Genomic DNA, 25653 nt, shown 5'->3' on the forward strand with positions numbered 1-25653 from the left:
GATGGCGAACTGGGGGCAGTTCGCGAAGAAGAATTTGCCGATGCTCGCCGTTGTCCTCGTCATCGCGGTGGCCGTCGTCTTCGTGCTGGCCGACCGGTGGCGGCGGGGAGCGTTCGTTTTCGGTACCGCAACGCTGCTGGCCGCGATCTTCCGCTTGATGATGCCCTCCGAGCGCGTGGGACTGCTTGCGGTCCGCAGCAAGCCGTTCGACGTCGGGGCACTGGTGGCCGTCGGGGGAGCCATCGTCTGGCTCGCCGTGTCGATCGACCCGCTCGGGACCGACTGACGGTCCCGAGCAGGTGAAACGTCAGCGGCCGGCGCGGGCCAATTCCATCGTCTCGGCGAGCAACTTGGCCACGGCATCCGCCTCGGTGAGGAACCCGTCGTGCCCGTCTCGGGAGTTGAGCACCCGAAGGCCGTCGCAGGTGGGGATCTCGTTTGCGAGGTCCTCCTGCAAGCGGATCGGATAGAGCCGATCCGAGTCGACGCCGCCCACGATCACCGGAGCCGTGACCCTGGCGAGCGCAGCGGCAACCCCACCGCGGCCGCGGCCGACGTCGTGCCGGTTCATGGCCTCACTGAGGAGCACATAGGTACTGGGATCGAACCTGCCGACGAGCTTGTCCGCCTGGTGCTGCAGATAGCTCTCGACGGAATACCTGCCGCCGCGCCACGGGTCCTCGCCCTCCTGCGACGAATTCGCGAACCGCGAATCGAGCTCGCTCTCGCTGCGGTAGGTGAGATGCGCGATCCTGCGGGCGATGCCGAGACCGGTACGGGGGATCCGCCCGGTGCCGTGATAGTCACCGCCCTGCCAGTCGGGGTCGCTGATGATCGCTTCGATCTGCGTGGTCTGGGTGCCGATCTGGTCCGCGGTCGCGCGGGCGCCGACGGCGAGAACGAGTGCGGACGCGATCCGGTCGGGGTAGGTGACGGCCCATTCGAGGGCGCGCATTCCGCCCATCGACCCGCCGATGACCGACGCCACCTTCTCGATGCCGAGAAGGTCGGTGAGTTTCTTCTCGGCCGCGATCTGGTCACGGATCGAGATTTCGGGGAAGCGACTGCCCCACGGACGGCCGTCTTCGGCGACCGAACCCGGTCCCGTCGTGCCCCGGCAACCACCGAGCACGTTGGTGGCGACGACGCACCATTCGTCGGTGTCGATCGGCGCACCCGCACCCACCATTCCGCTCCACCAGCCGGGTGAAGGGTGTTCTTCCGACATGGGGCCGGTCACGTGGGAGTCGCCGGTCAGAGCGTGCTCGATCAGAACCACGTTGTCCCGGGTGGGGGACAGCTCACCCCAGCGTTGCACGGCGAGCGTGACCGACGGAAGGACGGCTCCACCCTCGAGCTCGAGGGAACCGATGTCGATGTAGCCCAGACGTCCGTCCGACACGGGCAGCTGCTGCAGTGCGCTCACGCTCCCGCTCAAGATGCCGCCGCCGTCAGACCGGTTTCGATATCGGCGATGATGTCGTCGATTCCTTCGATGCCCACGGCCAGGCGCACCAGCCCGGGTGTGACGCCGCTTGCGGCCTGCTCCTCCGGCGTCAGCTGCGAATGGGTGGTGGACGCGGGATGTATCACCAGGGACCGCACGTCGCCGATATTGGCGACGTGGCTGTGCAGGGTGAGGGCGTTGACGAACTTTTTGCCGGCTTCGATCCCGCCTGCGAGCTCGAACGTCACGATGGCACCCGCCCCCTTGGGGGCGATCTGCTTGGCGCGCTCGTGCCACGGTGAGGAAGGAAGACCGGTGTAACCGACCGAGACGACCTCCGGCCGGGCCTCGAGGTACTGGGCCACTGTGGTCGCGTTCGACACGTGCCGTTCCATGCGCAGGCTCAGCGTTTCGAGACCTTGAGCGATGAGGAACGCGTTGAAGGGCGAAATCGCGGAACCGAGGTCGCGCAGCAACTGCACGCGCGCCTTGAGGGCGTAGGCCGGCGGACCGAGCTCGGCGAACACCACGCCGTGGTAGCTGGGATCGGGCGTGGTGAAGTTCGGGTGCCGGCCCTGGGTCCAGTCGAAGGTGCCGCCGTCGACGATCACACCGGCGATTGCCGTGCCGTGGCCGCCGAGGTACTTGGTGGCCGAATGCACCACGATGTCGGCGCCGTGCTCGAGCGGCCGGATGAGGTACGGCGTGGGCACGGTGTTGTCGACGACGAGGGGTATGCCGTGCTGATGCGCGACGCCCGAGATGCCGGGCAGGTCGAGGACGTCATTGCGCGGATTCGACACGGTCTCGCCGTAGAAAGCTTTGGTGTTGTCGCGGATCGCGCTGCGCCACTGCTCGAGGTCGTCGGGATCCTCGACGAACGACACCTCGATACCCAGCTTGGGCAGCGTGTAGTGGAAGAGGTTGTAGGTGCCGCCGTAGAGGCGCGGACTGGAGACGATGTGGTCGCCGGCCTCGGCGAGGTTGAGAATCGCGAAGGTCTCCGCGGCCTGCCCGGACGAGAGCAGCAGCGCGGCGACGCCCCCTTCGAGTGCGGCGATGCGCTGCTCGACGGCATCCTGGGTGGGATTCATGATGCGGGTGTAGATGTTGCCCGGCTCGGCCAGACCGAACAGCGCGGCAGCATGATCGGTGCTGTCGAACGTGTACGAGGTGGTCTGGTAGATCGGCAGGGCCCGCGCCTTCGTGGTGGCGTCGGACGTCTGCCCCGCGTGGATCTGCTTGGTCTCGAACGACCAGTTCTCGGTCATGTGCTGTCTACTCCAGTGGTCTGACGAGGCGCGGACGACATGTTCGGGATCGTTCGCGCGCAGGGCGTGTCTGGGGTCTGTCTACGACAACAACAACACATCATGAACCTCCGATGTCGGACCCGCGCTTGTCACCCGACTGCGTATTAATCAGGGAACCAGGTCATCACCCGGGGCACCCCACCGCGGTGGAGGGTTGCCGGCCAGCTAGCCGGGGCTCGTTGCTGGCACTCATGACCTCCGGTGATCTTAGCGGCTGGAGCCGAACGACCGGAAACGGCACCGATCAGGGCCCCTAGCAGGGAAAAGTTACCCGCGAGTAGGAACAGGTTGCAGGCCCCACATGTTGCGAGTCCCGCACATAGCAGTACGCTTGTCTTGTTTAGGCGCGGTCTCCCAGTGGCCGTCCTGACCGTCTACGTTTGAAAAGCGAACCGTTCGCGGACCCACTCACAAAGTGCGCCCGCAACCGTGTAACCAGGGAAACTTCCTAGGAGGACGCGAAGCACCCATGTCCAAAATCAAGGTTGAGGGCACCGTCGTCGAACTCGACGGCGACGAGATGACGCGCATTATCTGGCAGTTCATCAAAGACAAATTGATCCATCCTTACCTGGATGTCAATCTCGAGTACTACGACCTCGGCATCGAATACCGGGACGAGACCGACGACCAAGTGACCGTCGACGCGGCCAACGCCATCAAGAAGCACGGCGTGGGCGTCAAGTGCGCGACCATCACCCCGGACGAGGCCCGCGTCGAGGAGTTCGGCCTCAAGAAGATGTGGCGGTCGCCCAACGGCACCATCCGCAACATCCTCGGTGGAACGATCTTCCGTGCGCCGATCATCATCTCCAACGTTCCGCGACTGGTTCCGGGCTGGACCAAGCCGATCATCATCGGCCGTCACGCCTTCGGTGACCAGTACCGCGCCACCGACTTCAAGGTTCCCGGCCCCGGCAAGGTGATGATCACCTACACGCCCGAGGACGGCAGCGAGCCGATCGAGCACGAGCTGGTGAACTTCCCCGAGGGCGGCGGCGTCGTCCAGGGGCAGTACAACTTCACCAAGTCCATCACGGACTTCGCCCGGGCCTCGCTCAACTACGGCCTGCAGCAGAACTACCCGGTGTACCTGTCGACCAAGAACACCATCCTCAAGGCGTATGACGGCGCGTTCAAGGACATCTTCCAGCACGTCTACGAGACCGAGTTCAAGTCGGAGTTCGACGCGGCAGGGCTCACCTACGAGCACCGCCTCATCGACGACATGGTGGCGTCGGCGCTCAAGTGGGAGGGCGGCTACGTCTGGGCCTGCAAGAACTACGACGGTGACGTGCAGTCCGACACCGTGGCCCAGGGCTTCGGATCGCTCGGCCTCATGACTTCCGTGCTGCTGACCCCGGACGGAAAGACCTGTGAAGCGGAGGCCGCACACGGCACCGTGACGCGTCACTTCCGTCAGCACCAGCAGGGCAAGCCGACGTCCACGAACCCCATCGCGTCCATCTTCGCGTGGACCCGTGGGCTCGAGCACCGCGGCAAGCTGGACAACACCCCCGACGTCATCGGCTTCGCCCAGAAGCTCGAAGACGTGGTCATCAAGACCGTCGAGGGTGGCCAGATGACCAAGGACCTCGCGATGCTGGTCGGCGGCGACCAGGGCTACCTGACCACCGAGGAGTTCCTCGGTGCGCTGGACATCAACCTCCAGAAGGCCATCGCCGAGCAGTAGGCGCACAGCACCTCGAGCAGCACAGAACGGGACGTTCCCTCAGCGGGAACGTCCCGTTCTGCGTCCGCAGGTACGTCGTGGTGAGTGATCTCACGGCCATTCGACGCGCGGCCGGGCACGAACAGGGAAGAGAATCCCTTCACAGGTCGTTGCGCATCGAGGCGCTGTCCGCCGCGTAGTCGTATATGTCTCTATCCGAAAGTGTGTCTTCTGTGAGCACCTCAACGTCCGTCCGCCCCGAGCCGGCCGGTGTCGTCGCACAGCACCCGTCGATCCGCACGCTCGCCGTGATCGCGCTCGCACTGGGTGGGTTCGGCATCGGTACTACCGAGTTCGTCGCCATGGGCCTGCTCCCCGAGATGGGGTCGAGTCTCGGGATCACCGAGCCGACGGCGGGGCATATCATCTCGGCGTATGCGCTGGGAGTGGTCGTCGGGGCGCCGCTCATCGCCGCCCTGACGGCGCGAGTACCGCGCAAGACGTTGCTCATTGCGTTGATGGCCGCCTTCACGATCGGCAATGCCGCCACCGTGCTGGCACCGAACTACGGAGTCCTGATGGCCGCGCGCTTCGTCGCGGGCCTGCCGCACGGTGCGTATTTCGGTGTCGCCGCACTCGTCGCGGCACACCTCGCGGAACGCGGACAGCGGGCCAAGGCGGTCGCCCTGGTGATGATGGGGTTGTCTGTGGCCAACGTTGTGGGTGTTCCCGCAGCGTCGTGGCTCGGCCAGAATCTCGGCTGGCGTAGCGCCTTCGCCCTCGTCGCCGTCATCGGTTTGGTGACCCTCGCCGCCATCCGGTCGTGGCTGCCTCCATTGGCGGCGATGCGGATGACCAATCCGCTCACCGAACTCGGCGCCCTCCGCCGCCCTCAGGTGTGGATGACATTGATCATCGGCATGGTCGGTTTCGGCGGCATGTTCGCCGTCTACACCTACATCAGCACGACGCTCACCGACGTCGCCGGCCTTTCGCGGTCGCTGGTGCCGCTGGCCCTGATGATCTACGGGCTGGGCATGGTCGCGGGCAATCTGATCGGCGGCAGACTGGCCGATCGGGCACTGATTCCCGGCCTCTTCGTCTCGATGACGGCGCTCGGCGTGCTCCTTGCGATATTCGTGTTCGCATCCCACAACCCGTACACGGCCCTCGTACTCGTCTTCGGCGTGGGCGCGGCGGGTGCGTCGATGGTGCCGGGGTTACAGACCCGGCTGATGGATGTGGCCGCGGACGCCCAGACGCTCGCAGCCTCCCTCAATCACGCAGCACTCAACATCGCGAACGCCTTCGGCGCCTGGATCGGGGGTGTCGTTATCGCCGCGGGCTACGGGTACACGGCTCCGGCCGCAGTAGGCGCACTGCTCGCGGTGGCCGGGCTAATGATGCTCACCATCGCGGTGGCAATGGAGCGGCGCAGCGCACCCGCGGCTCGATAGCCGTTCTGTCGCACCCGTCGGTTACCGTGCTTGCCGTGCCACACATCATCACCACCGTCAATGTCAACGGCGTTCGCGCGGCCGCCCGCAAGGGCCTCACCGAGTGGATACAGCGGACCCAGGCCGACGTGGTCTGTCTGCAGGAGACGCGGGCTTCGGACGAGCAGCTGGCCGAGACTCTCGCCCCTGCGCTGGCGAGCGGCTGGCATCTCGCGTCCGCGGAACCGTCGGCGAAGGGACGCAACGGAGTCGCCGTCCTCTCGCGCAGACCGGCGGACGCGTTCCGGGTGGGTCACGGTGACGAGGAGTTCCTGGGATCGGGCCGGTACCTCGAGGCCGACTTCGACGATCTGACGGTCGCGAGCCTGTACCTGCCGTCCGGTGAGGCGCAGACGCCCCGCCAGGAGGAGAAGGAACGGTTCATGAAGTCCTTCGGCCTGTACCTGGCGGACACTGCCCGCGTGGCTGTCGCGGCCGGGCGGCACATGGTGGTATGTGGCGACTGGAACATCGCTCACACCGAACTCGACCTGAAGAACTGGAAGACCAACAAGAAGAACTCCGGGTTCCTTCCGCACGAGCGGGAGTGGATGAGCGCCCTCTTCGCGGAGGACGCGCACTGGGCGGACGTGGTGCGTCTGCTCCATCCCGACATCGCCGGTCCGTACTCGTGGTGGTCCTACCGGGGAAAGGCCTTCGACAACGACTCCGGGTGGCGCATCGACTACCAGATCGCCACCCGAGCGCTCGCGGAACGAGCCAAGCAGGCCGTGGTCGAGAGAGCCGCCAGCTACGACCAGCGGTGGTCGGATCACGCTCCCGTCACCGTCCAGTACCGCTGACGCCCGGTATGTGATTCGTCTCGTTCCGGCCCACGTGAAAAGATCAGTACTCATGTCGACCGCTGCAGATCAGAAACCCACCGCCAGGCCCCGGGTGCTCTCCGGCATCCAGCCCACCGCCGACTCGTTCCACCTCGGCAACTTCCTGGGCGCGCTGCAGCAGTGGGTTCCTCTGCAGGAGGACTTCGACGCGTTCTACTTCATTCCGGACCTGCACGCGATCACCGTCGCCCAGGATCCCAAGGAACTGCGTCGTCGCACCAAGATCGCCGTGGCCCAGTTGCTCGCCGTCGGAATCGACCCCGACCGCTCGACCCTTTTCGTGCAGAGCCAGGTCCCCGAGCATGCGCAGCTGGCGTGGGTTCTCAACTGCATCACCGGTTTCGGCGAGGCGAGCCGGATGACGCAGTTCAAGGACAAGTCCGCCAAGCAGGGTGCAGAGAACGCCAGCGTCGGCCTGTTCACGTATCCGGTACTCATGGCCGCAGACATCCTGCTCTACCGCCCGCAGCGTGTCCCGGTCGGCGAAGACCAGCGCCAGCACCTCGAACTGGCCCGCGACCTCGCCCAGCGGTTCAACACCCGGTTCGGCAAGGCCTTCGTGATCCCGGAGGCCCAGATCATCAAGGGCACCGCCAAGATCTACGACCTTCAGGATCCGACGTCGAAGATGAGCAAGTCGGGGCCGAGCCCCGCCGGCCTGATCAATCTGCTCGACGACCCCAAGGTGTCCGCGAAGAAAATCAAATCCGCCGTCACAGACAACGAACGGGAGATCCGCTACGACAGGGAGACCAAGCCCGGGGTGAGCAACCTGCTGACCATTCAGTCCGCGCTGCTCGGCACGCCGGTCGAGACGCTGGTGGCCGGCTACGCGGGCAAGGGGTACGGCGATCTGAAATCCGATACGGCCGATGTCCTCACCGACTTCGTGACACCGTTGCGGACGAAGGTCGACGAGTACCTCGCGGACGAGGCCGAACTGGATCGGATCATCGCAGCCGGTGCGCACCGCGCCCGAGAGGTGTCTTCGCAGACACTGGCGACCGTGTACGAGAAGGTCGGATTCCTGACACCGAAGGGTTGAGTTGAGCACCGTGGCGGACGAAGCGAGCTTCCTCGAAAGACAGCGGGCAGCGCGCCCCTGGTTCGACCATCTGATGCGGGCGGCCGGGCGGTTCCAGCAGCAGAAGGGCGACTATTACGCCGCCGGGATCACGTACTTCAGTGTGCTGGCACTCATTCCGATCCTGATGATCGCGTTCGCGATCGCAGGTTTCGTACTCGCCGGTCAGCCGGAGTTGTTGCAGGAACTGCAGGACAGCATCACCGAGAACGTTCCCGGAAGTCTGGGGGACACGCTCAACACCGTCATCGATTCGGCGATCGCGTCCCGCGCCAGCGTGGGTGTCCTCGGCCTGCTCGGTGCCGCCTACGCGGGGCTCGGGTGGATGGCGAACCTGCGCGATGCCCTTACCGCGATGTGGGAGAGCACCCACGAATCCCCGGGCTTCCTGAAGACCAAGCTGGGTGATGCGGGAGCTCTCGTCGGACTCGGTCTGGCGATGGTGGTGTCGCTGGGAGCGTCGGCGCTCAGCAGCGGTCCGGTGGCCAGCACCGTGGTCGACGTGCTGAACCTCGACAACATTGCGGGCATCGACCTCGGATTGCGCGTCCTGTCCGCGTTGGTGTCCGTGGTCGCCACCTGGGCGGTGTTCACCTGGGTGATCGCCCGTCTACCCCGCGAACCCGTCGCATTCCGCAGTGCGATGAAGGCGGCTGTGCTCGCCGCGGTGGTGTTCGAGGTCTTCAAGCAGGTCGGTGCCCTCTATCTCTCGATCGTCACCAGCGGTCCGGCCGGTGTGGCGTTCGGACCCATCATCGGCCTCCTCGTCTTCATCTTCTTGACGTGCAGGATGTTGCTCTTCGCCACCGCGTGGGCGGCCACTACCCAGGAGAGTCTGGCGCTGGCCTTCGTGCCCCCGCCTGACCCAGCGGTCATCGCGCCACGCGTCCAGGTTCACGAAGGACCCGGGATCGGTGGCGGACTCGCGCTCGTCGGCGCGGGCGCACTCGCGGCGCTGGGGCTGTCGGGCCTTCTCTTCCGAAGCAAACGCTGACGGCGGCGGTCACGGACGGCGCAGGAGTCGCCGCGCCCACAGCAGCAGTACGAGGATGATCGCCGTCCCCCCGACGCCCACACCGATGCGCAGACCGGTGGTGTTGCCGGCGCGGTCGGAGCCGGAGGCGACGGCCGAGCTCGTCGTGGCAGCCGAGTCCTGTTCAGGCGTCGCTGCAAGTACCGCGCCGGAGGAGTCTTCGGACGCTGCGAGATCGGTGAGTGAGCCCACCTCGGCGTCCCGGTCGAGCGCGAATCCGTAGTCGAGAAGCCGGGCCGCCTGTTCCCACGGCCGGATGGGCTGAGCTTCGGCGCCCAAGAGGGTGACCACCAATCGACGGCCACCGCGGTCGGCGCCGCCGACGTAGGTGTGGCGGGCATCGTCCGTGAATCCGGTCTTGCCGCCCAGCGCGCCGGGATAGTTATAGAGCAATTGGTTGTCGTTGGCCAACGCGAACGGGGGACGGTCCTTATCCTCGGGTATCGCGGGGTCCCTGGGGAATCCGGGGAATTGCACAGTCTCCGTCGAGATCAGCTCAGCGAAAGTCGGGTTCTTCATCGCGGCGTGGAAGATCAGGGCAAGGTCGAACGGGGAGCTACTCATGCCGGGACCGTCCAGTCCGGAAGGGGTCGCGCTCCGGGTGTCGTGGGCGCCGAGACTGTCGGCGAGGCGGTTCATCTTCTCGACCGCGGCATCGTCGCCGCCCAGTTGCCGGGCCAGTAGATGAGCGGCATCGTTGCCCGACGCCATCACCAAGCCCTGCATGAGCTGGCGATTCGTGTATCGGCCGTTCTTGCCGATCCCGACGGCGCTGCCCTCCACCTCGGCGTCCTCGGCGGTGGCCGTCACGGTCTTGTCGAGATCGAGCTCGTCGAGCGCCACGAGTGCCAGCAGCATCTTGATGGTGCTGGCGGGCCGGTACCGGCCGTGGGGGTCCTTGGCAGCGAGCACGGCGCCACTGTCGATGTCCGCCACGACCCAACCCGACGCCGAGATGTCGGCGGGAAGCGGCGGTGCGTCGTCCGGGAGGACCACACCGCAGGCGCCGAGCCGCGGTCCGCCGACGGGAATGCCGGGCACGGCCATGGCGCTCGGAGTCGGATCCCCCGGCAGGGGGACCTCGGAGGAGTCGACGGCCGGAGCGGGAGAGGATCGATTCGGGCAGTTGTCGGTGTTGGGAGTGGTGAACGGCGTCGACGTGGGCGGCGAGGGAACCACGGGAGGAATGGCTCCCGCAGACGTCACCGAGAGTCCGGTGAAGAGAGCCCCGGACACGACTGCGATACCCACTCGACGCCACATCATCGAAGAGGGAGCGTATGCCATGAACAGATGCCCTGCGCAAAGCCCCGACCGAGCGACACCCATTCGTGACGTCGACGTCGCGCCAAGTGTTGCAGGGGTAGATCAGATGAAGCCCATGCTGCGGACGGAATCGCGCTCGGATTCGAGCTCCGCCACCGAAGCATCGATCCGCTTACGCGAGAAGCCATCGATCGCCAGCCCTTCCACGATCCGCCAGGACCCGTCGATCGAGCGGGCCGGGAACGAGCTCACCAGGCCCTCGGGGATTCCGTAGGCACCGGGGGAGGACAGCGCCACGGATGTCCAGTCGTTGTCGGGTGTGCCGAGGACCCAGTCATGTACGTGGTCGATCGCGCCGTTGGCGGCAGACGCCGCGGAGGATGCGCCGCGCGCCTCGATGATGGCGGAGCCGCGGCGGGCGACGGTGGGAATGAAGTCGTCGACGAGCCAGACACGGTCCTGCGCGAACGAGGCGCCGGACTTTCCTCCGACCCGGGCATGGAAGATGTCCGGGTACTGCGTGCTGGAGTGGTTGCCCCAGATGCTCACTCGGCTGATGTCGTCGACCGGTGCGCCTGAGCGTTTCGCCAGTTGTGCGATCGCCCGGTTGTGGTCCAGGCGGGTGAGCGCGGTGAAGCGATCGGCCGGCACGTCGGGGGCATTTCTCGCGGCCACCAGTGCGTTGGTATTGGCCGGGTTGCCCACGACGAGGACGCGGACCCCGTCCGCGGCGCCCTCGTTGATCGCCCGGCCCTGCACGGTGAAGATCTGACCGTTCGCAGCGAGCAGGTCGCCTCGCTCCATGCCCTTGCTCCGCGGGCGTGAGCCGATGAGCAACGCAACGTCGGTGCCGTCGAAGCCCTGGCGCGGATCGTCGAGAATCTCGATGCTGCGCAACAGTGGGAAGGCGCTGTCCTCGAGTTCCATCGCCGTCCCCTCCGCGGCAGCCATACCGGACGGAATTTCGAGTAACCGCAAGTGGATCGGCGTGTCGGGACCCATCATCTCGCCGGCCGCGATCCGGAAGAGCGCCGCATAGCCGATGCTTCCGGCTGCTCCCGTCACCGTGACTACTGCTGGGCTGCGCTGCGCCATCGTGAGACCTCACATTCGTCGGTGTCGCTCTGCTTCCGACGGTAGCCTCGCCCGCTCTCACCGCCCACGATCTTCTGTCGTGAGGTTTCCCACGGTTCCTCGGATCACGCGCCGATGCGCGCAAAATTCGACTCGAGACTGAGGCAGAAGGGATGGCCCGCGGGATCGACGAGGACGCGGCACAGTTCTGGTGCGTACTGCTTCGCCGCGACCCGCGCTCCGAGGCGCACCGCTTCGGTCTGCGCGGTGTCCAGGTCCTCGACGGCGAGGTCGAGGTGAATCTGTTTCGGCACAGTGCCCTCCGGCCAGGAGGGTTCGCGGTGGTCCGGCACACGCATCGCCGTCAGCAACCCCTGCGGAGTGGTCACGGCGACGGATTTCTCGCTCTGGTAGGTGATTTCCCCGCCGAGCATTCCGTGCCAGAAGGCGGCGAGAGTGGACGGGTCAGCACAGTCCAGTGTTATCGATCCTAAGCGTCCCACGGCCATGCCTGCATGCTACTTCGCGCAGACGAGCGCCCGCGGTAGACCGTGTCCGGTTACCGCGGGCGCTCGGGAACTGCAGGGTGTGCGCTGAAAGGTTCGCTCAGCGCGCGAACAGCAATGCGCGCTTGACTTCCTGGATCGCCTTCGTCACCTGGATGCCACGGGGGCATGCGTCGGTGCAGTTGAAGGTGGTCCGGCAGCGCCAGACGCCGTCCTTGTCGTTCAGGATGTCGAGGCGCTCCGAGGCACCCTCGTCACGGCTGTCGAAGATGAAGCGGTGCGCGTTGACGATTGCAGCGGGACCGAAGTAGCTGCCGTCGCTCCAGTACACGGGGCACGACGTCGTACAGCAGGCGCAGAGGATGCACTTGGTGGTGTCGTCGAAACGTGCGCGGTCGTGCTGCGACTGGATGCGCTCGCGGGTGGGCTCGTTGCCGGTGGTGATGAGGAACGGCTTCACGGCGCGGAACGCGTCGAAGAAGGGCTCCATGTCGACGACGAGGTCCTTCTCCACCGGCAGGCCCTTGATGGGCTCCACTGTGATCGTGACCGGCTTACCGTCCTTGGGCAGCATGTCCTTCATCAGGAGCTTGCAGGCCAAGCGGTTGACGCCGTTGATCCGCATGGCGTCCGAACCGCACACGCCGTGGGCGCAGCTGCGACGGAACGTGAGGGTGCCGTCGAGGTAGCCCTTGACGTAGAGGAGCAGGTTCAGCAGGCGGTCGGTGGGCAGCGCCGGCACCTGGAAGCTGTCCCAGTGCTGACCCTCGCCCGACTCGGGGTTCATCCGCGCGATCTTGAGGGTGACCATCACGGCACCCTCGGGAACGGCAGGAAGATCCGACTTGTCTTCGCTCTTGTCGACTGCAGGTGCGCTCATCAGTACTTACGCTCCATCGGCTCGTAACGGGTCTGGACTACCGGCTTGTAGTCGAGACGGATATCGGAGAGCAGGCCGTCGCCCTCCTTGTACGCCATCGTGTGCTTCATGTACTCGGCGTCGTTGCGGTCCGGGAAGTCCTCGCGGGCGTGGCCGCCGCGCGATTCCTTGCGGTTCAGCGCACCGACGACGGTGACCTCCGCCATTTCCAGCAGGAAGCCGAGTTCGACGGCCTCGAGCAGGTCGCTGTTGTAGCGCTTTCCCTTGTCCTGCACCGTGATGTGGTTGTAGCGCTCCTTGAGGGCGCGCACGTCCTTGAGGGCCTGGGTGAGGCGCTCTTCGGTACGGAACACCGACGCATTGTTGTCCATGGACTGCTGCAGTTCGCTGCGGATGTCCGCGACGCGCTCGTGGCCGTGATCGGACAAGATGAGTTCCATCCAGTCCTCGACCATCTTCTGCGGGGCGTCGGGGAGCGGTACGAACTCGGTGGTGTTCGCGTGCTCCGCGGCGGCGATGCCGGCGCGACGTCCGAAGACGTTGATGTCGAGCAGCGAGTTGGTGCCGAGGCGGTTGGCGCCGTGCACGGAGACGCAGGCGCATTCACCGGCGGCGTACAGGCCGGCGACGATCTCCTCGTTGTTGCGCAGCACCTCACCGTTGATCTTGGTGGGGATACCACCCATGACGTAGTGGCAGGTCGGGTACACCGGCACCGGTTCCTTGACCGGGTCGACACCGAGGTAGGTGCGCGAGAACTCCATGATGTCGGGGAGCTTCTCGTCGAGGACTTCCTCGGGGATGTGGGTCACGTCGATGTAGACGTAATCCTTGTTCGGTCCGGCGCCACGTCCTTCGAGGACCTCGAGCACCATCGAACGAGCGACGATGTCACGGGGAGCGAGGTCCTTGATGGTGGGGGCGTACCGCTCCATGAAGCGTTCACCGTCCGCGTTACGGAGGATGCCACCTTCACCGCGCACGGCCTCGGAGATGAGGATGCCGAGCCCGGCCAGGCCTGTGGGATGGAACTGGTGGAACTCCATGTCCTCCAGCGGCAGGCCCTTGCGGAAGATGATGCCCATGCCGTCACCGGTGAGGGTGTGGGCGTTGGACGTCGTCTTGTACATACGTCCCGAGCCGCCCGTGGCGAACACGATGGACTTCGCGTGGAAGACGTGGATCTCGCCGGTGGCCAGCTCGTAGGCGATGACCCCGGTGGCGACCGGGCCGTTCTCCGTCTCGGTGATCGCGATGTCGAGGGCGTAGAACTCGTTGAAGAACTCCACGTCGTGCTTGACGCAGTTCTGGTAGAGAGTCTGCAGGATCATGTGGCCGGTGCGGTCCGCGGCGTAACACGCACGGCGCACGGGGGCCTTACCGTGATCGCGGGTGTGACCACCGAAGCGACGCTGGTCGATCTTGCCCTCGGGAGTGCGGTTGAAGGGCAGACCCATCTTCTCGAGGTCGAGCACCGCGTCGATGGCTTCCTTCGCCATGATCTCGACGGCGTCCTGGTCGGCGAGGTAGTCGCCGCCCTTGACGGTGTCGAAGGTGTGCCACTCCCAGTTGTCTTCTTCGACGTTCGCCAGTGCCGCGCACATGCCGCCCTGGGCAGCGCCCGTGTGGCTGCGGGTGGGGTAGAGCTTGGTCAGTACCGCGGTGCGGGCGCGGGGCCCGGCCTCGATCGCTGCGCGCATGCCGGCGCCGCCGGCACCGACGATGACCACGTCATAACGGTGTTCCTGCATGAAGTCTGTGCTCCCCTAGCTCGCCGAGATATTGGGGTCGAAGGTGAAGATGACGTACGTGCCCAGGCCCATGATCAGGATCATCGAGAGAACGAGGATCGTGGTCAGCCAGAAGCGCGTCGAGTCCTTGCGGGAGTAGTCCGCGATGACCGTCCGGAGTCCGTTGCCGCCGTGCAGCTGGGCAAGCCAGAGCATGGTGAGGTCCCAGAACTGCCAGAACGGGCTGGACCAGCGGCCTGCGACGAACGCGAAGTTGATGCGGTGCACACCGTCGTCGAGCATCAGCATGATGAAGAGGTGGCCGAGGACGAGGAAGATCAGCGCGAGGCCGGAGAACCGCATGAACAGCCAGGCGTACAGCTCGAAGTTGTTTTTCGAGGTCCGGCGCGGAGAGCGCGGGTTGTCCAGGCTGGCGGGACGGTCGTAGGTCTTGCCGAGACTCTTGGCTTCTGTCGTCATGTCAGTGCCCCGCAAACATGTTGTAGAAGATGCGGCCGGCGCCCGGGATCATCACCAGGAACCAGATCGCGAGAATGACCCAGAGCATGAGGCGCTGGTATTGCGGCCCCTTGGACCAGAAGTCCACCAGCATCACCCGCACACCGTTCAGTGCGTGGTACAGCACCGCGGCGACGAGCGCGACTTCCATGAGCCCGACGATCGGGTTCTTGTAGGTCTCGATGACACTGTCGTACGTGGCGGGATTCACCCGCACCAACGCGGTATCCAGCACGTGGACGAAAAGGAAGAAGAACGTCATTACGCCTGTGATCCGGTGCAATACCCAGGACCACATTCCGGGGTCGCCCCGGTAAAGCGACCGTGTGCGCTCCTTGGCCGGAGCGGCTTCAGTCGTGCTACTCATCGAGTGCTGTGCCTCCAACGTCTTTGGTGGACGCGTCGAGCCTACGTAGCTTTTCGGGGGTACCTCAGCTGGACCCGACGAGATCCTGAACCGACTTCTCTGAACTGTAAACCCAACAGAATCTCGGGAACTAACTCGACTCCGGGTTCGTACAGCCTGCTGAAACGAAGTTAGGTTTGCCTCCCCAAATCGAAAGTGTGTGTCCGGCAGGATTCTCTGCATCCATTCAGTCGGCGTGATTGGATGGTGAACCATGAGCGAAATCGATTGGAACCTGTTGCGCGCCAACGCCCAACAGGTGATGGGAAGGGCCTATGCGCCCTACTCGGGATTTGCTGTGGGGGCGGCCGCGCTGGTGGACGATGGGCGAATCGTCGTCGGATGCAATGTGGAAAATGTCTCATACGGTTTAGGGCTCTGCGCCGAGTGTGTACTGGTCGGTAACTTATTTGCGGGCGGTGGAGGCAGGCTGCTGGCCTTTACCTGCTGCGACGCAAGCGGGGAGATACTGATGCCGTGCGGACGTTGCCGGCAGCTACTTCTCGAGCACGGAGGCCCCCAATTGCTCGTCGATCACCGCGCCGGCATCCGGCCGCTGGACCAGTTGCTGCCGGACGCCTTCGGTCCGGACGAGACCGAGAGGATCCGCCGTGCATGATGCTGCCTCGATCATCGCCGCGAAACGAGACGGCCGGGAGCTGTCCGGTGCAGAGATCGACTGGGTTGTGGAGGCATTTACCCACGGCGTCGTGGCCGACGAACAAATGTCGGCACTGGCCATGGCGATCTACTTCCGAGGAATGACCCGCGAGGAGGTGAGCAGGTGGACCACCGCAATGATCTCGTCGGGACGCCGGCTCGACTTCACGCACCTGGGCCGCCCCACCGTGGACAAGCACTCGACAGGCGGAGTGGGCGACAAGATCACCTTGCCGTTGTCGCCGCTCGTCGCCGCGTGCGGAGCCGCGGTACCGCAGCTGTCCGGACGCGGCCTGGGCCACACCGGGGGGACGCTCGACAAGCTGGAGGCCATCTCCGGCTGGCGCGCCGACCTCGACACCTCCGAGATGGCCGAGATCCTGTCCGACCCGGCGATCGGCGCAGTGGTGTGCGCCGCCGGCGCCGACCTGGCACCGGCCGACCGGCGGTTGTATGCGCTCCGCGACGTCACGGGGACCGTCGAGTCGATTCCCCTCATCGCCAGCTCGATCATGAGCAAGAAGATTGCCGAAGGCACCGAAGCGCTGGTGCTCGACGTGAAGGTGGGGTCGGGCGCGTTCATGAAGAAGCTGGACGATGCGCGCGAGCTCGCGCAGACCATGGTGGATCTCGGGAACGACGCCGGGGTGCGGACCCTGGCGTTGCTCACGGCGATGGACACGCCACTCGGGTTGACGGCGGGCAACGCCCTCGAGGTGCGGGAGGCGGTAGAGGTACTGGCGGGCGGCGGCCCCTCAGACGTGGTCGAGCTCACCCTCGAGCTGGCCCGAGAGATGCTGAAGGCCGCGGGAATCGACGGAGTGGACCCGGCGGACAAGCTCCGCAACGGGGCGGCGATGGACCGCTGGCGGGCGATGATCGGGGCGCAGGGCGGCGACCCGGACGGTCCGCTCCCGAAGGCCCGTCACACCGAGGTGATCCTCTCGGAGACCGAGGGCGTGGTGTGTGGTGTCGACGCCATGGCGGTCGGGCTCGCTGCGTGGCGGCTGGGCGCCGGTCGCGCGCGACAGGGTGAGCCGGTGCAGGCGGGGGCGGGCATCGAGTTGCACGCGAAGCCGGGGCAGAGGGTGTCGGCCGGTACCCCCCTCGCCACGTTGCACACGGACACACCGGAACGGTTCACGTCGGCGAAGATGTCGCTCGCCGGCGCGTGGACCATCGTCGCCGACGCGCCGACCGTGACGACTCCGCTCGTCATCGAGCGAATCGAGGAGCCCTCAGGCTAACGTCGACGCATGACCGCACTGGATCTGTCGGCCCTGCGCCGAGCACCGAAGGTGTTGCTGCACGACCATCTCGACGGGGGTCTCCGACCCGAGACGGTTCTCGAACTGGCCCGCGACTGCGGGTACGACGGGTTACCCGCCGATACCGCGCCGGCACTCGCCACCTGGTTCCGCGAGGCCGCGGACAGCGGCTCGCTCGAGCGCTACCTGGAGACGTTCGCTCACACGGTTGCGGTAATGCAGACACCGACCGGACTCGAGCGGGTGGCCCGGGAATGCGCGGAGGATCTGGCGGACGACGGCGTGGTGTACGCCGAGGTCCGTTTCGCCCCCGAGCAGCACCTCGAGGAGGGGTTGACTCTCGATCAGGTGGTGGAGCAGGTACTGCTCGGTTTCCGGGCGGGGGAGTCGGCTGCGGAGACGCGCGGTCAACGAGTGCGGGTCGGGGTCCTTCTCACTGCGATGCGGCACGCGGCGCGAAGCAGGGAGATCGCGGAACTCGCGGTGCGGTTCCGCGGCCGCGGAGTGGTCGGCTTCGACATCGCCGGAGCCGAGGCCGGTAACCCTCCGAGCCGTCACCTCGACGCGTTCGAGTACATGCGCAACAACAATGCGCACTTCACCATCCACGCCGGTGAGGCGTTCGGTCTGCCGTCGATCCACGAGGCCATCGCCTTCTGCGGCACTGACCGGCTGGGGCACGGGGTTCGCATCACCGACGACATCACGATCGGCGACGACGGTGTTCCCGTTCTGGGATCGCTCGCGAACTATGTGCGCGACAAGCGGATTCCGCTGGAGCTGTGTCCGAGTTCCAATGTCCAGACCGGGGCGGTCGATGCCCTCGAGAATCATCCTTTCGGACTGCTTGCGCGCTTGCGGTTCCGGGTGACGGTCAACACCGACAACCGGTTGATGAGCGATACCACGATGAGCCGCGAGATGCTCCGGCTGGTCGAGACGTTCGGTTACGGCTGGACGGACCTCGAGCGCTACACGATCAACGCCATGAAATCGGCGTTCATTCCGTTCGATCAGCGACTCCAGTTGATCGACGAGGTGATCAAACCGGGATTCGCCGTGCTCGTGGGCTGAGCGTTCTGTGCTTAGACCGTGCGCAGGCGAGCCTCGAATTCGCGCTCGAGAGTTCGCCACGCGTTGGCCTCGGAGTCGAACGGCGCGCTGGGTGCCAGTCGGGTGGGGTCGGGGTCGAGAATGAACGACACGTACCAACCGAGCGGGTTCGACGTGGCGAGTGCGACCTCCACTGAGTCGTCGTCGGCGAAGTCGGCTGCGTCCGTGAACAATTCGACGGCGAGGTCGAGTTGATCCGCGTCCACGGCTTTCGGGCCAGCCGCCAGGTCGTCGGCCAGGCCGGGAAGAACGTAGACGTTCTCGTCCGTGACCTCGACCTCGAGCGAGCCGTCGACAGCCGCGACTTGGATCTCTTCATAGGTGCTCACCTGGGCAAGCGCGTGATCGTGGTTGTCGGCGAGGTAGCGCGCGAGCGCACGCTCCGAGGTGAACACGAAGATCTCACCTTCTCGTCCCAGGAAGAGGGCGTCCTCGTCGAGATAACACCGAAGGGTGAAATAGGTTTCACCCGAGGTGATGATCTTGATGGGATCGACGCCTACCGACCCCCAGAACGAGTCGTCCTCGTCGTCTTCGTCTTCTTCCAGATCGAGGGGGACGAACTCCTCTTCTTCTTCGGCCTCCGCGGCGTCGTCCACGTCCACGGTGTTCTCGTCGGCGGCCAGCAACTCCGCTTCCGCGACGGCAACAGCCTCGGCGTCGACGTCGGGTGTCGACACGATGCCGTCGATGGCGTCGAGGACGTCGTCCCAGCCCTTGGCGATGGCCGTTCCGATCTGGCTCCAGAGCTCTTCGCCTTCGCGACCCTCGAATGCGCTTACGCCTGAAGGAAGCGCACCGAGAATCGGATTGGCACCGAAGAACTTGGTGACGGCGTCCAGCTCGCAGACCTCACCGATGTTGCGCACCATGTTGAGCGTGTCTTCGAGTTCACTGACGACGATGGCGTCGGGGTCGCTCGCGGCAAGTTCCGGCACACCGATCAGATCGAAGCAGAAGTTCTCGTCCGGTTCGAGTTCGGCGGCCGAGAGCCCCGATACGATGCTCCACGCAGGATGCTCGACGAGATCGTTGTCGGTATTCGTGCGGATGAACGCAGCCAGCTCTGCCACCGATTCGAACCCGTACAGGTCTTCTTCGTGACCCAGAAACGCTTCCCACTCGTCGTCGCCCTCACGCCACCGTGGGGCCCACAGTGTCACGAGGTCGCCGTCGGTGAGACCTAGTTCGATCGGGACGATGTCTCCAGCCATGGCGGGAAGCCTATCGACCCCGCGGCCAAAGATATACCCGGCCCACGGCTAGACCTTCCCGAACGCGTCGTGCAGGGCCGTCATCACCTGGGTGCGCTGTTCCGTGGCCAGGCGCGCGGCCTCCTGCGTGGTGCTGGTGATCAGCGTGGCCAGTGCCGAGGAGTCGAGGCCGGCGATGGAATCGTTCATCCACAAGCCGGTCAGCGTTCCGTTGCCGTCCACCTCGGCGGTGACGTGATCCGACTCACTCGAGGCGCGCGCCTTGATCGACCGGAGTCCGTCGAGTGCCTCCTCGAGGAGGTTGACCTGTTCGGTGGCACGGCCGACGATGGTGTCCATTTCGCGTTCGCTCACAGTGGTCGCATCCAGCTCGTCGGGGCGGGTTCTTCCTCGTCCTCGGCCGCCTGCATCGCTGCCACGTCGGCGCGGGTGGGCAGACCGAGCTTGTCGAGCACGTCGGCGGGCATCCCGTCACGGGCGAGCTCGTCGCGGCGCCGTGCGCCGGCTTCCATGGCGGAACGACGGCACAGCGTCAGAATCTCGTCCGCCAGGCGCTGGCCGCCATAGCGGAGTTCCCGCCGATCGATCCGAAGTTCCAGGGGGAGTCCCTGCTCGGTGGTGCGCACCGACACGGTGCCCGATCGATTGCTCAGTGCGGCCGTGACACCGGCCGGGGGTGGGGTGGGAGGAAACATGATTCCTGTCATTCGGTAGGTCGATAGAAGCCGTAGAAGCCCATGCCGCTGTTACTGGTTCGGATGGGGCCCACCTGCACGGGATCACCGGCCTCCACGAGCTGGCCGTTGCCGATCACCATCGCCACGTGCCCGTCCCAGACAGCCAGATCGCCCGGCATCAAGTCACCCGGGTCGACCGAGGTACCCACGTTCTGTTCTTGTGCCAGACGCGGAAGGCCCACGCCGGCTTCGCCATAGGCCCATTGCGTCAGACCGCTGCAGTCGAGACCCTCGCCGGGAGCAGTGCCACCCCATACATACGGGACGCCCCGCTGCGACAGCGCATTACGGACAGCGTCGGCCGCTTCCTTGTTGGGCGCCACGGCGGTGCTGCCGTCCGGGAGAACAACCGTGACACCCTCACCGCCGTGCTCGGTGTCGGAGGTGGAGGCGCCGCGGCCGGTAGCTCCGGGATTGCCCATGAGGGAATCCGATCTACTGCCACTGGGGGCCCGCCCGCCCGAAGAGGCGATGCTCGAGACCGGACTCATCAGTCCGGACATCGACGGCGCGCTCGACGAACTCGCGAATCCCGACGCGGCGCGACTTCCCGGATCGGCGCCCGCGGGGAAGACAGGCGTGGCGGACGCGGGCACCGTGTTCGCGGTGGACGCGCTCGCGGGGGTTGTCGCAGCGGGCGCGGTGGGAGTGTCCTCGGCTGGGGTGAGCTCCACCATTCTGACGGTCTGCTCGCTCAGTTCTGTTCGTACCTTGGCGACGACGGTGGTCGCTCTCCCGAGGTGGTCGAGTGCAGCAGCGATGATCATCGCCTGACCCGGAGGGGTCGCGAGCGCCGGGCCCGCTGCGACAGCGAGGGCAAGGAACGACTGCAGGATCTCTTGCAGTTGGAGCATTCCGGCGCGCACGACCTCGGAGGCCTCGGCCACGACCGCAGCCATGTCGTTGCCGCGATCGGAGACGGCGACCGTGGATCGTTGTGCCTCTTCGGTCTTGACGATCGCGCCCGTGCCGCCTCGTCCCTCCCAGTCTCCGTAGACGGCGCTGATGCCGGTTCGCCCGGTGTCGTGCACGGTGTCGATGGCGACCGAGGACGCACGGAGGGCATCGGCCGGACCACCTGCGGGGAGGACGCCGCTGCCGAAGGCACCGAGAAGATCGAGCATCGGGCGGGCGAGCAGATCGATGGGGATCATGGTCAGGCCTCCAGCCCGACGGCATCGGCGGCGAGCGCAGCCGTCGTGGCCATGTCGGTGCCTTCATAGTTGGCGGCGTTGGCCAGCGCGGTGGTGCTGATCGCGCCGAGAACACCCGCGAGCTTCTCGATCGAGGCCAGGTGTGCCGCGTGCGCTGTGGCGAAGGCGGCGACGAAGTCTCCGCCGATCACTCCGAAGACCGGCCCCAGCAGCAGCGGACCCGCCGCTGCGGCGCCCAGCGCGGCCGCCTGCATCTGCGCCCCCATGGTCGCGGCCGTGGCCGCGAACTCGGCGATACTCGCGGTATCCGCCCTCAAGTCGTTCATCGTCAATCCCCCCAGTCGGATTTGATACCGGTCACCTTATTGGACGCAGTCGAGATCGATTCGGTTCCACCCCCCATTCACCCGCGACGTGCTCCACGGCCGACCCGAATGCGCCCCTCCGGATCCCCGAAACTCCACCCCGCAGGAATCCTGGCCGATTCCCCTTATTCTTCGAGCATGAACACGCACGTGGTCGACCATCCGCTCGCAGCGGTCCTCCTGACAACGATGCGCGACGCGCGCAGCGACAATGCCACATTTCGTGCCGCGTTGCGAAGGCTGACACACATGTTGGTGTACGAGGCGATGCGTGATGCTCCCGTCGCGACATTCGACGTGGTAACTCCGGTCGCGACCGCGGACGGGGTGCGGCTCGCGCAGCCACCGCTTCTGGTTCCCGTGCTGCGTGCCGGACTGGGCATGGTCGAGCAGGCCAGCTCGCTGATCCCGCAGGCCCGGGTCGGCTTCGTCGGGATGGCCCGCGACGAGGAGACGCACCGGCCGGTTCCGTATCTGGAGTCGCTGCCCGAGGATCTGTCCGGAATGCCGGTGTACGTTCTCGACCCCATGTTGGCGACGGGTGGTTCCATGATTTACACCATCGATCTACTCGTGGCCCGCGGGGCCACGGACGTCACCGCGGTCTGTGTCGTGGCAGCGCCGGAAGGTGTTGCCGCACTGGAGGCGTCGGGTCATCCGGTCAGGCTGGTCACCGCTGCCGTCGACCAGGGGCTCAATGACGCCGCGTTCATCGTGCCGGGGCTCGGGGATGCGGGTGATCGCCAGTTCGGTCCCCGCTGACTCGCATGTGTCAGAGAGCCTCGGCGAACTCGCGCAGAACGGCCAGCTGCTCCCGTGCCGTGGCGCGGGCAGCGCTGAGCCCTTCCCGGTCCGATACGGGGACGACGACCTCGAGGTAGCACTTGAGCTTCGGTTCGGTGCCGGAGGGTCGGATGACGACCCGGACGGAGGAACCAGCGAGGACGACGGCGTCGGTGCGGGACGGGCCGCGTAGCTCCGCCAGGTCGGTGCCGTGCACCGGTTCGCCGGCCAACTCCGTCGGCGTGTCAGCCCGCAGGCGCTGCATGATCGCCGTGATGTCCGCGACGTCGGCGACGCGTCGCGACACCTGGTCGCCGGCGTGCAGTCCGAACTGCAGTGCGTAATCGTCCAGCCGATCCAGCAGGGTCGAACCCTCGGTGCGCAGGGTGGCAGCGAGGTCGGCGGCGACCACGGCGGCGGAGATTCCGTCCTTGTCGCGCACAGACTCGGGGTCGACGCAATGACCGATCGCTTCCTCGTAGGCGTACACGAGTCCGTGCCCCGCGCGGACGAGCCACTTGAATCCGGTGAGTGTCCGGGCGAATCGTGCGCCGCGTGCGGATGCCAGCTTCTCGAGCAGATCCGAGGACACGATCGTCGTGGCGACGAGCGGGTCCGGTGGCGCGCAGGCGAGGATGTGGTCTGCGAGCAGGACGCCGGTCTCGTCACCGCGCAACATGCGCCATCCGTCCGGTCCCGGCACGCCCACGGCAAGGCGATCGGCATCCGGATCGAGGGCGAGAGCGAGGTCGGCGCCCACCCGATCGGCGAGTGCGAGTAGCTCGTTCGAGGCTCCGGGTTCCTCCGGATTGGGGAACTCGACAGTCGGGAAGTCTGGGTCCGGATGGAATTGCGAAGCGACGGTGTGGATATCGGTGAACCCGGCAGCCCGCAATGCAGCCACCGCAGTCTCGCCGCCGACCCCGTGCATCGCGGTGAGTGCGATGCGCACACTGCGCGACGTTCCCCTCGGGAGGGCGGCGACCCGTGCGAGATACGACTGCACGAGTTCGTCGGACCCCGGCGTCACCGGGCTGCGCGGCACGAGGTGTGCCGGTCCGACCGCGGCGATCGAGGTCTCGATCTCCCGGTCCGACGGCGAGATCAACTGCGCGCCTCCGTCGAGGTAGACCTTGTAGCCGTTGTCGGACGCCGGGTTGTGCGACGCGGTGATCTGCACGCCGGCCGCCGCGCGGAGCCGGCGTACCGCGAACGCGACTATCGGCGTGGGGAGCGGGCGAGGCAGTAGGACCACGGAGAATCCGGCACCCGCCAGAACCTCCGCTGTGGCCAGAGCGAACTTCTCGGATCCGTGTCGTGCATCACGGCCGACCACCACGGTGGAACCGCCCAGGCATCGGTCCTTCAACCATGCACTCAAGCCGGCGGTGGTGCGAATCACCACCGCGACGTTCATGCCGTTGGGCCCCGCGCGTACCGGGCCGCGCAGGCCGGCGGTGCCGAAGCTCAGGGGTGCGGAGAAGCGGGCGGCGAGTTCGTCGGCGGGCAGCGAGGCGAGTTCGGCACGCGACTGCGGGTCGGGGTCCTCCTCTGTCCACCGCGTGACGACGTCGCTCACAGACGCTCCACCAGTTCGCGCAGGAGGCCGCCCATGCGGGCAGCGGACGCTCGGCCCGCGGCGAGGACTTCCTCGTGATTCAAGTGTTCACCGGTGATGCCGGCCGCGAGATTGGTGACCAGCGAGATGCCGAGGACCCGGGCACCGAGGGCACGGGCCGCAATCGTCTCGTGCACCGTGGACATACCGACCAGGTCGGCCCCCAGCGCGCGCAGCATCCGAATCTCGGCAGGGGTCTCGTAGTGCGGTCCGGGCAGTCCGGCATAGACACCCTCGACGAGGCTCGGGTCGATGTCGCGGGCGAGCGCTCGCAATTCGGGGTCGTAGGCGTCGACGAGGTCGACGAACTCTGCGCCGACGAGGGGCGAACGTGCCGTGAGATTGAGGTGGTCACTGACGAGGACGGGCTGCCCGACTACGTACTCGCTGCGGATTCCGCCGGCGGCGTTGGTGAGGATGACGGTGCGCGCGCCCGCGGCGACAGCAGTCCTTACAGGGTGGACGACCGAATGGAGCGGATGACCTTCATAGGCGTGCGTCCGTCCGAGGAGGAGAAGTACCCGCCGCCCACCGATGTCGACGGATCGGATCGTCCCTGCGTGTCCGAGCGCCGAGGGCGGCGTGAAGCCTGGTAAATCGGCCATCGGCACGGTGGCGAGTGGTTCCCCGAATCGGTCGGCGGCGGCGTTCCACCCCGATCCGAGTACGACGGTGATCGGGTGTTCGGCACAGTCGGTGTACTCGGCGAGCGCGGCAGCCGCGGCGTCTGGCGTTCCCATGAGGCGATAGTCTTCCACTCATGCCTTATCTCGATCGCGACGGTGACGTAATCATCCTGTACCTCGGGAACGAGGGGGAGGTGGACGACGAGAATCGCTTCTCCCCGGACTGGATCGATGCCCTCCACGCCACGCTCGACGAGGTCGAGGCGCATGAAGGTCCCGCCGCGCTGGTCACTACCGCAACGGGCAAGTTCTTCACCAATGGCCTGGATACCACGTGGATCTTCTCCAACGCCGACAAGCTTCCGCAGTACCTCGACCGGGTACACACTCTCTACACCCGGCTGCTGACCCTTCCGATGGCCACGGTCGCGGCCGTCCAGGGGCACGCGTTCGGAGCGGGCGCCATGCTGGCGACGTCCCACGATTTCCGGGTGATGCGGGCCGACCGCGGGTTCTATTGCCTGCCGGAGGTGACGCTCAACATGCCGTTCACGGTGGGAATGTCGGCGCTGCTCACCACCCGGCTACCGAAACAGACCGCCGTTGAGGCCATGACGACGGGCCGTCGCTACGGCGGCGCGGATGCGCTCGCCACCGGCATCGTGGAGGAGGTTGCGGACGGTGACTCCGTGCTCACCGCGGCCGTGGCCCGGGCGTCCGCGCTCACCGCGACGCGCGGTGACAACCTGTCCGGTATCAAGCGCGGAATCCATCAGGAGGCCCTCACCGCGCTCGCCACGGTGACGGACAAGAGCAACTTCAGCTTCGGGTGAGAGAATGAGCA

General features: G+C 66.2%; 27 protein-coding genes and 1 riboswitch. Of the genes, 11 read left to right on the forward strand and 16 right to left on the reverse strand.

Annotation, left to right across the window (positions count from 1 at the left end; all coding sequences use genetic code 11):
• Position 1 precedes the first annotated feature (1 nt).
• The gene (locus tag NOF53_RS14080) at positions 2 to 286 is read left to right on the forward strand and encodes a DUF3017 domain-containing protein (protein WP_255969305.1); all 285 of its coding nucleotides are present in this window, start codon (positions 2 to 4) and stop codon (positions 284 to 286) included.
• Between the two features lie 21 nt (positions 287 to 307).
• Here the strand turns inward: NOF53_RS14080 and metX are convergent, their stop codons facing one another.
• Together metX and NOF53_RS14090 are read right to left on the reverse strand one after the other, a co-directional pair.
• Positions 308 to 1426, reverse strand: a complete 1119-nt coding sequence (gene metX, locus NOF53_RS14085) for a homoserine O-acetyltransferase MetX (protein ID WP_255969308.1) — start codon at positions 1424 to 1426, stop codon at positions 308 to 310.
• A gap of 8 nt (positions 1427 to 1434) precedes the next feature.
• The gene (locus tag NOF53_RS14090; RefSeq protein WP_255969311.1) at positions 1435 to 2718 is read right to left on the reverse strand and encodes a bifunctional o-acetylhomoserine/o-acetylserine sulfhydrylase; all 1284 of its coding nucleotides are present in this window, start codon (positions 2716 to 2718) and stop codon (positions 1435 to 1437) included.
• A 119-nt stretch (positions 2719 to 2837) separates the two neighbouring features.
• Positions 2838 to 2957, reverse strand: a riboswitch (SAM riboswitch).
• Between the two features lie 272 nt (positions 2958 to 3229).
• Between NOF53_RS14090 and NOF53_RS14095 the strand changes: the two genes are divergently transcribed.
• From NOF53_RS14095 to yhjD, 5 genes are all read left to right on the forward strand, one after another.
• Entirely contained in the window at positions 3230 to 4453 is a 1224-nt protein-coding gene (locus tag NOF53_RS14095) for an NADP-dependent isocitrate dehydrogenase (RefSeq protein ID WP_255969314.1), read from the forward strand.
• 212 nt (positions 4454 to 4665) lie between these two features.
• Entirely contained in the window at positions 4666 to 5889 is a 1224-nt protein-coding gene (locus NOF53_RS14100) for an MFS transporter (RefSeq protein ID WP_255969317.1), read from the forward strand.
• A gap of 35 nt (positions 5890 to 5924) precedes the next feature.
• Entirely contained in the window at positions 5925 to 6731 is an 807-nt protein-coding gene (locus tag NOF53_RS14105; protein ID WP_255969320.1) for an exodeoxyribonuclease III, read from the forward strand.
• Between the two features lie 52 nt (positions 6732 to 6783).
• A complete protein-coding gene (gene trpS / locus NOF53_RS14110) occupies positions 6784 to 7818 on the forward strand; it encodes a tryptophan--tRNA ligase (RefSeq protein ID WP_255969323.1) in 1035 nt (344 codons plus the stop codon).
• A 10-nt stretch (positions 7819 to 7828) separates the two neighbouring features.
• Positions 7829 to 8851 (forward strand): inner membrane protein YhjD, encoded by a 1023-nt coding sequence (yhjD, locus tag NOF53_RS14115; protein ID WP_308213821.1) that lies wholly within the window; start codon positions 7829 to 7831, stop codon positions 8849 to 8851.
• Between the two features lie 9 nt (positions 8852 to 8860).
• On the opposite strand, the gene NOF53_RS14120 is transcribed toward yhjD, so the two are convergent.
• The 7 genes from NOF53_RS14120 to sdhC all read right to left on the reverse strand — a co-directional run bounded on the left by NOF53_RS14120 (position 8861) and on the right by sdhC (position 15232).
• Positions 8861 to 10177: a D-alanyl-D-alanine carboxypeptidase family protein gene (locus tag NOF53_RS14120; RefSeq protein ID WP_305086880.1), complete on the reverse strand. Its 1317-nt coding sequence runs from the start codon at positions 10175 to 10177 to the stop codon at positions 8861 to 8863.
• 81 nt (positions 10178 to 10258) lie between these two features.
• The gene (locus NOF53_RS14125; protein ID WP_255969327.1) at positions 10259 to 11251 is read right to left on the reverse strand and encodes a malate dehydrogenase; all 993 of its coding nucleotides are present in this window, start codon (positions 11249 to 11251) and stop codon (positions 10259 to 10261) included.
• Between the two features lie 104 nt (positions 11252 to 11355).
• Entirely contained in the window at positions 11356 to 11739 is a 384-nt protein-coding gene (locus NOF53_RS14130) for a VOC family protein (RefSeq protein WP_255969329.1), read from the reverse strand.
• Positions 11740 to 11836: 97 nt separating this feature from the next.
• Positions 11837 to 12616 carry a succinate dehydrogenase iron-sulfur subunit gene (locus tag NOF53_RS14135; RefSeq protein WP_255969332.1) on the reverse strand — a complete coding sequence of 260 codons (780 nt, stop codon included), beginning with the start codon at positions 12614 to 12616 and terminating at the stop codon, positions 11837 to 11839.
• On the reverse strand, positions 12616 to 14367 hold the full coding sequence (gene sdhA, locus NOF53_RS14140) for a succinate dehydrogenase flavoprotein subunit (protein ID WP_255969335.1): 1752 nt from the start codon (positions 14365 to 14367) through the stop codon (positions 12616 to 12618). The genes NOF53_RS14135 and sdhA overlap by 1 nt, the downstream gene beginning before the upstream one ends.
• Before the next feature lie 15 nt (positions 14368 to 14382).
• Entirely contained in the window at positions 14383 to 14826 is a 444-nt protein-coding gene (locus tag NOF53_RS14145; protein ID WP_005239887.1) for a succinate dehydrogenase hydrophobic membrane anchor subunit, read from the reverse strand.
• Position 14827: 1 nt separating this feature from the next.
• On the reverse strand, positions 14828 to 15232 hold the full coding sequence (sdhC, locus tag NOF53_RS14150; RefSeq protein ID WP_255969337.1) for a succinate dehydrogenase, cytochrome b556 subunit: 405 nt from the start codon (positions 15230 to 15232) through the stop codon (positions 14828 to 14830).
• A 253-nt stretch (positions 15233 to 15485) separates the two neighbouring features.
• Between sdhC and NOF53_RS14155 the strand changes: the two genes are divergently transcribed.
• From NOF53_RS14155 to NOF53_RS14165, 3 genes are read left to right on the forward strand one after another with little or no spacing between them, the layout of a single operon-like run.
• Positions 15486 to 15890, forward strand: coding sequence for a cytidine deaminase (locus NOF53_RS14155; protein ID WP_255969339.1), 405 nt, complete (start codon positions 15486 to 15488; stop codon positions 15888 to 15890).
• The gene (locus tag NOF53_RS14160; RefSeq protein WP_255969341.1) at positions 15883 to 17178 is read left to right on the forward strand and encodes a thymidine phosphorylase; all 1296 of its coding nucleotides are present in this window, start codon (positions 15883 to 15885) and stop codon (positions 17176 to 17178) included. The genes NOF53_RS14155 and NOF53_RS14160 overlap by 8 nt, the downstream gene beginning before the upstream one ends.
• Before the next feature lie 9 nt (positions 17179 to 17187).
• Positions 17188 to 18273, forward strand: a complete 1086-nt coding sequence (locus tag NOF53_RS14165) for an adenosine deaminase (RefSeq protein WP_255969343.1) — start codon at positions 17188 to 17190, stop codon at positions 18271 to 18273.
• Positions 18274 to 18284: 11 nt separating this feature from the next.
• Here the strand turns inward: NOF53_RS14165 and NOF53_RS14170 are convergent, their stop codons facing one another.
• The 5 genes from NOF53_RS14170 to NOF53_RS14190 are packed head-to-tail and all read right to left on the reverse strand — an operon-like array spanning position 18285 to position 21743.
• A complete protein-coding gene (locus NOF53_RS14170) occupies positions 18285 to 19526 on the reverse strand; it encodes a SatS C-terminal domain-containing protein (protein WP_255969345.1) in 1242 nt (413 codons plus the stop codon).
• 48 nt (positions 19527 to 19574) lie between these two features.
• Entirely contained in the window at positions 19575 to 19880 is a 306-nt protein-coding gene (locus NOF53_RS14175) for a YbaB/EbfC family nucleoid-associated protein (protein WP_255969347.1), read from the reverse strand.
• On the reverse strand, positions 19877 to 20221 hold the full coding sequence (locus NOF53_RS14180; RefSeq protein WP_255969496.1) for a hypothetical protein: 345 nt from the start codon (positions 20219 to 20221) through the stop codon (positions 19877 to 19879). The genes NOF53_RS14175 and NOF53_RS14180 overlap by 4 nt, the downstream gene beginning before the upstream one ends.
• A gap of 8 nt (positions 20222 to 20229) precedes the next feature.
• Positions 20230 to 21417, reverse strand: coding sequence for a C40 family peptidase (locus tag NOF53_RS14185; RefSeq protein ID WP_255969350.1), 1188 nt, complete (start codon positions 21415 to 21417; stop codon positions 20230 to 20232).
• Between the two features lie 2 nt (positions 21418 to 21419).
• Positions 21420 to 21743, reverse strand: coding sequence for a type VII secretion target (locus tag NOF53_RS14190; protein WP_255969353.1), 324 nt, complete (start codon positions 21741 to 21743; stop codon positions 21420 to 21422).
• Between the two features lie 177 nt (positions 21744 to 21920).
• On the opposite strand from NOF53_RS14190, the gene upp reads away from it, so the two are divergent.
• Positions 21921 to 22544 (forward strand): uracil phosphoribosyltransferase, encoded by a 624-nt coding sequence (gene upp, locus NOF53_RS14195; protein ID WP_255969357.1) that lies wholly within the window; start codon positions 21921 to 21923, stop codon positions 22542 to 22544.
• Positions 22545 to 22554: 10 nt separating this feature from the next.
• On the opposite strand, the gene NOF53_RS14200 is transcribed toward upp, so the two are convergent.
• Both NOF53_RS14200 and NOF53_RS14205 read right to left on the reverse strand, forming a co-directional pair.
• Positions 22555 to 24144 (reverse strand): phospho-sugar mutase, encoded by a 1590-nt coding sequence (locus NOF53_RS14200; protein WP_255969360.1) that lies wholly within the window; start codon positions 24142 to 24144, stop codon positions 22555 to 22557.
• A complete protein-coding gene (locus NOF53_RS14205; protein ID WP_255969363.1) occupies positions 24141 to 24923 on the reverse strand; it encodes a purine-nucleoside phosphorylase in 783 nt (260 codons plus the stop codon). The genes NOF53_RS14200 and NOF53_RS14205 overlap by 4 nt, the downstream gene beginning before the upstream one ends.
• A gap of 20 nt (positions 24924 to 24943) precedes the next feature.
• Here NOF53_RS14205 and NOF53_RS14210 point away from each other — a divergent pair, with 20 nt between their 5' ends.
• Positions 24944 to 25642, forward strand: coding sequence for an enoyl-CoA hydratase/isomerase family protein (locus NOF53_RS14210; RefSeq protein ID WP_255969366.1), 699 nt, complete (start codon positions 24944 to 24946; stop codon positions 25640 to 25642).
• Positions 25643 to 25653: the final 11 nt, after the last annotated feature.

Source organism: Rhodococcus tibetensis (assembly GCF_024438035.1).
In the GTDB taxonomy this organism is placed as follows: Bacteria; Actinomycetota; Actinomycetes; order Mycobacteriales; family Mycobacteriaceae; genus Rhodococcus_F; species Rhodococcus_F tibetensis.

What these genes read in the sequence shown, in the direction of transcription:
- NOF53_RS14155 (WP_255969339.1), top strand. Translation starts at nt 15,486, where the DNA reads ATGAGCGAAATCGATTGGAACCTGTTGCGCGCCAACGCCCAACAGGTG.
- NOF53_RS14120 (WP_305086880.1), bottom strand. Translation starts at nt 10,177, where the DNA reads ATGGCATACGCTCCCTCTTCGATGATGTGGCGTCGAGTGGGTATCGCA.
- NOF53_RS14080 (WP_255969305.1), top strand. Translation starts at nt 2, where the DNA reads ATGGCGAACTGGGGGCAGTTCGCGAAGAAGAATTTGCCGATGCTCGCC.
- NOF53_RS14170 (WP_255969345.1), bottom strand. Translation starts at nt 19,526, where the DNA reads ATGGCTGGAGACATCGTCCCGATCGAACTAGGTCTCACCGACGGCGAC.
- sdhA (WP_255969335.1), bottom strand. Translation starts at nt 14,367, where the DNA reads ATGCAGGAACACCGTTATGACGTGGTCATCGTCGGTGCCGGCGGCGCC.
- NOF53_RS14095 (WP_255969314.1), top strand. Translation starts at nt 3,230, where the DNA reads ATGTCCAAAATCAAGGTTGAGGGCACCGTCGTCGAACTCGACGGCGAC.
- NOF53_RS14165 (WP_255969343.1), top strand. Translation starts at nt 17,188, where the DNA reads ATGACCGCACTGGATCTGTCGGCCCTGCGCCGAGCACCGAAGGTGTTG.
- NOF53_RS14185 (WP_255969350.1), bottom strand. Translation starts at nt 21,417, where the DNA reads ATGATCCCCATCGATCTGCTCGCCCGCCCGATGCTCGATCTTCTCGGT.
- NOF53_RS14190 (WP_255969353.1), bottom strand. Translation starts at nt 21,743, where the DNA reads ATGAACGACTTGAGGGCGGATACCGCGAGTATCGCCGAGTTCGCGGCC.
- NOF53_RS14205 (WP_255969363.1), bottom strand. Translation starts at nt 24,923, where the DNA reads ATGGGAACGCCAGACGCCGCGGCTGCCGCGCTCGCCGAGTACACCGAC.
- NOF53_RS14180 (WP_255969496.1), bottom strand. Translation starts at nt 20,221, where the DNA reads ATGTTTCCTCCCACCCCACCCCCGGCCGGTGTCACGGCCGCACTGAGC.
- NOF53_RS14135 (WP_255969332.1), bottom strand. Translation starts at nt 12,616, where the DNA reads ATGAGCGCACCTGCAGTCGACAAGAGCGAAGACAAGTCGGATCTTCCT.
- upp (WP_255969357.1), top strand. Translation starts at nt 21,921, where the DNA reads ATGAACACGCACGTGGTCGACCATCCGCTCGCAGCGGTCCTCCTGACA.
- NOF53_RS14125 (WP_255969327.1), bottom strand. Translation starts at nt 11,251, where the DNA reads ATGGCGCAGCGCAGCCCAGCAGTAGTCACGGTGACGGGAGCAGCCGGA.
- NOF53_RS14210 (WP_255969366.1), top strand. Translation starts at nt 24,944, where the DNA reads ATGCCTTATCTCGATCGCGACGGTGACGTAATCATCCTGTACCTCGGG.
- NOF53_RS14130 (WP_255969329.1), bottom strand. Translation starts at nt 11,739, where the DNA reads ATGGCCGTGGGACGCTTAGGATCGATAACACTGGACTGTGCTGACCCG.
- NOF53_RS14145 (WP_005239887.1), bottom strand. Translation starts at nt 14,826, where the DNA reads ATGACGACAGAAGCCAAGAGTCTCGGCAAGACCTACGACCGTCCCGCC.
- NOF53_RS14090 (WP_255969311.1), bottom strand. Translation starts at nt 2,718, where the DNA reads ATGACCGAGAACTGGTCGTTCGAGACCAAGCAGATCCACGCGGGGCAG.
- sdhC (WP_255969337.1), bottom strand. Translation starts at nt 15,232, where the DNA reads ATGAGTAGCACGACTGAAGCCGCTCCGGCCAAGGAGCGCACACGGTCG.
- trpS (WP_255969323.1), top strand. Translation starts at nt 6,784, where the DNA reads ATGTCGACCGCTGCAGATCAGAAACCCACCGCCAGGCCCCGGGTGCTC.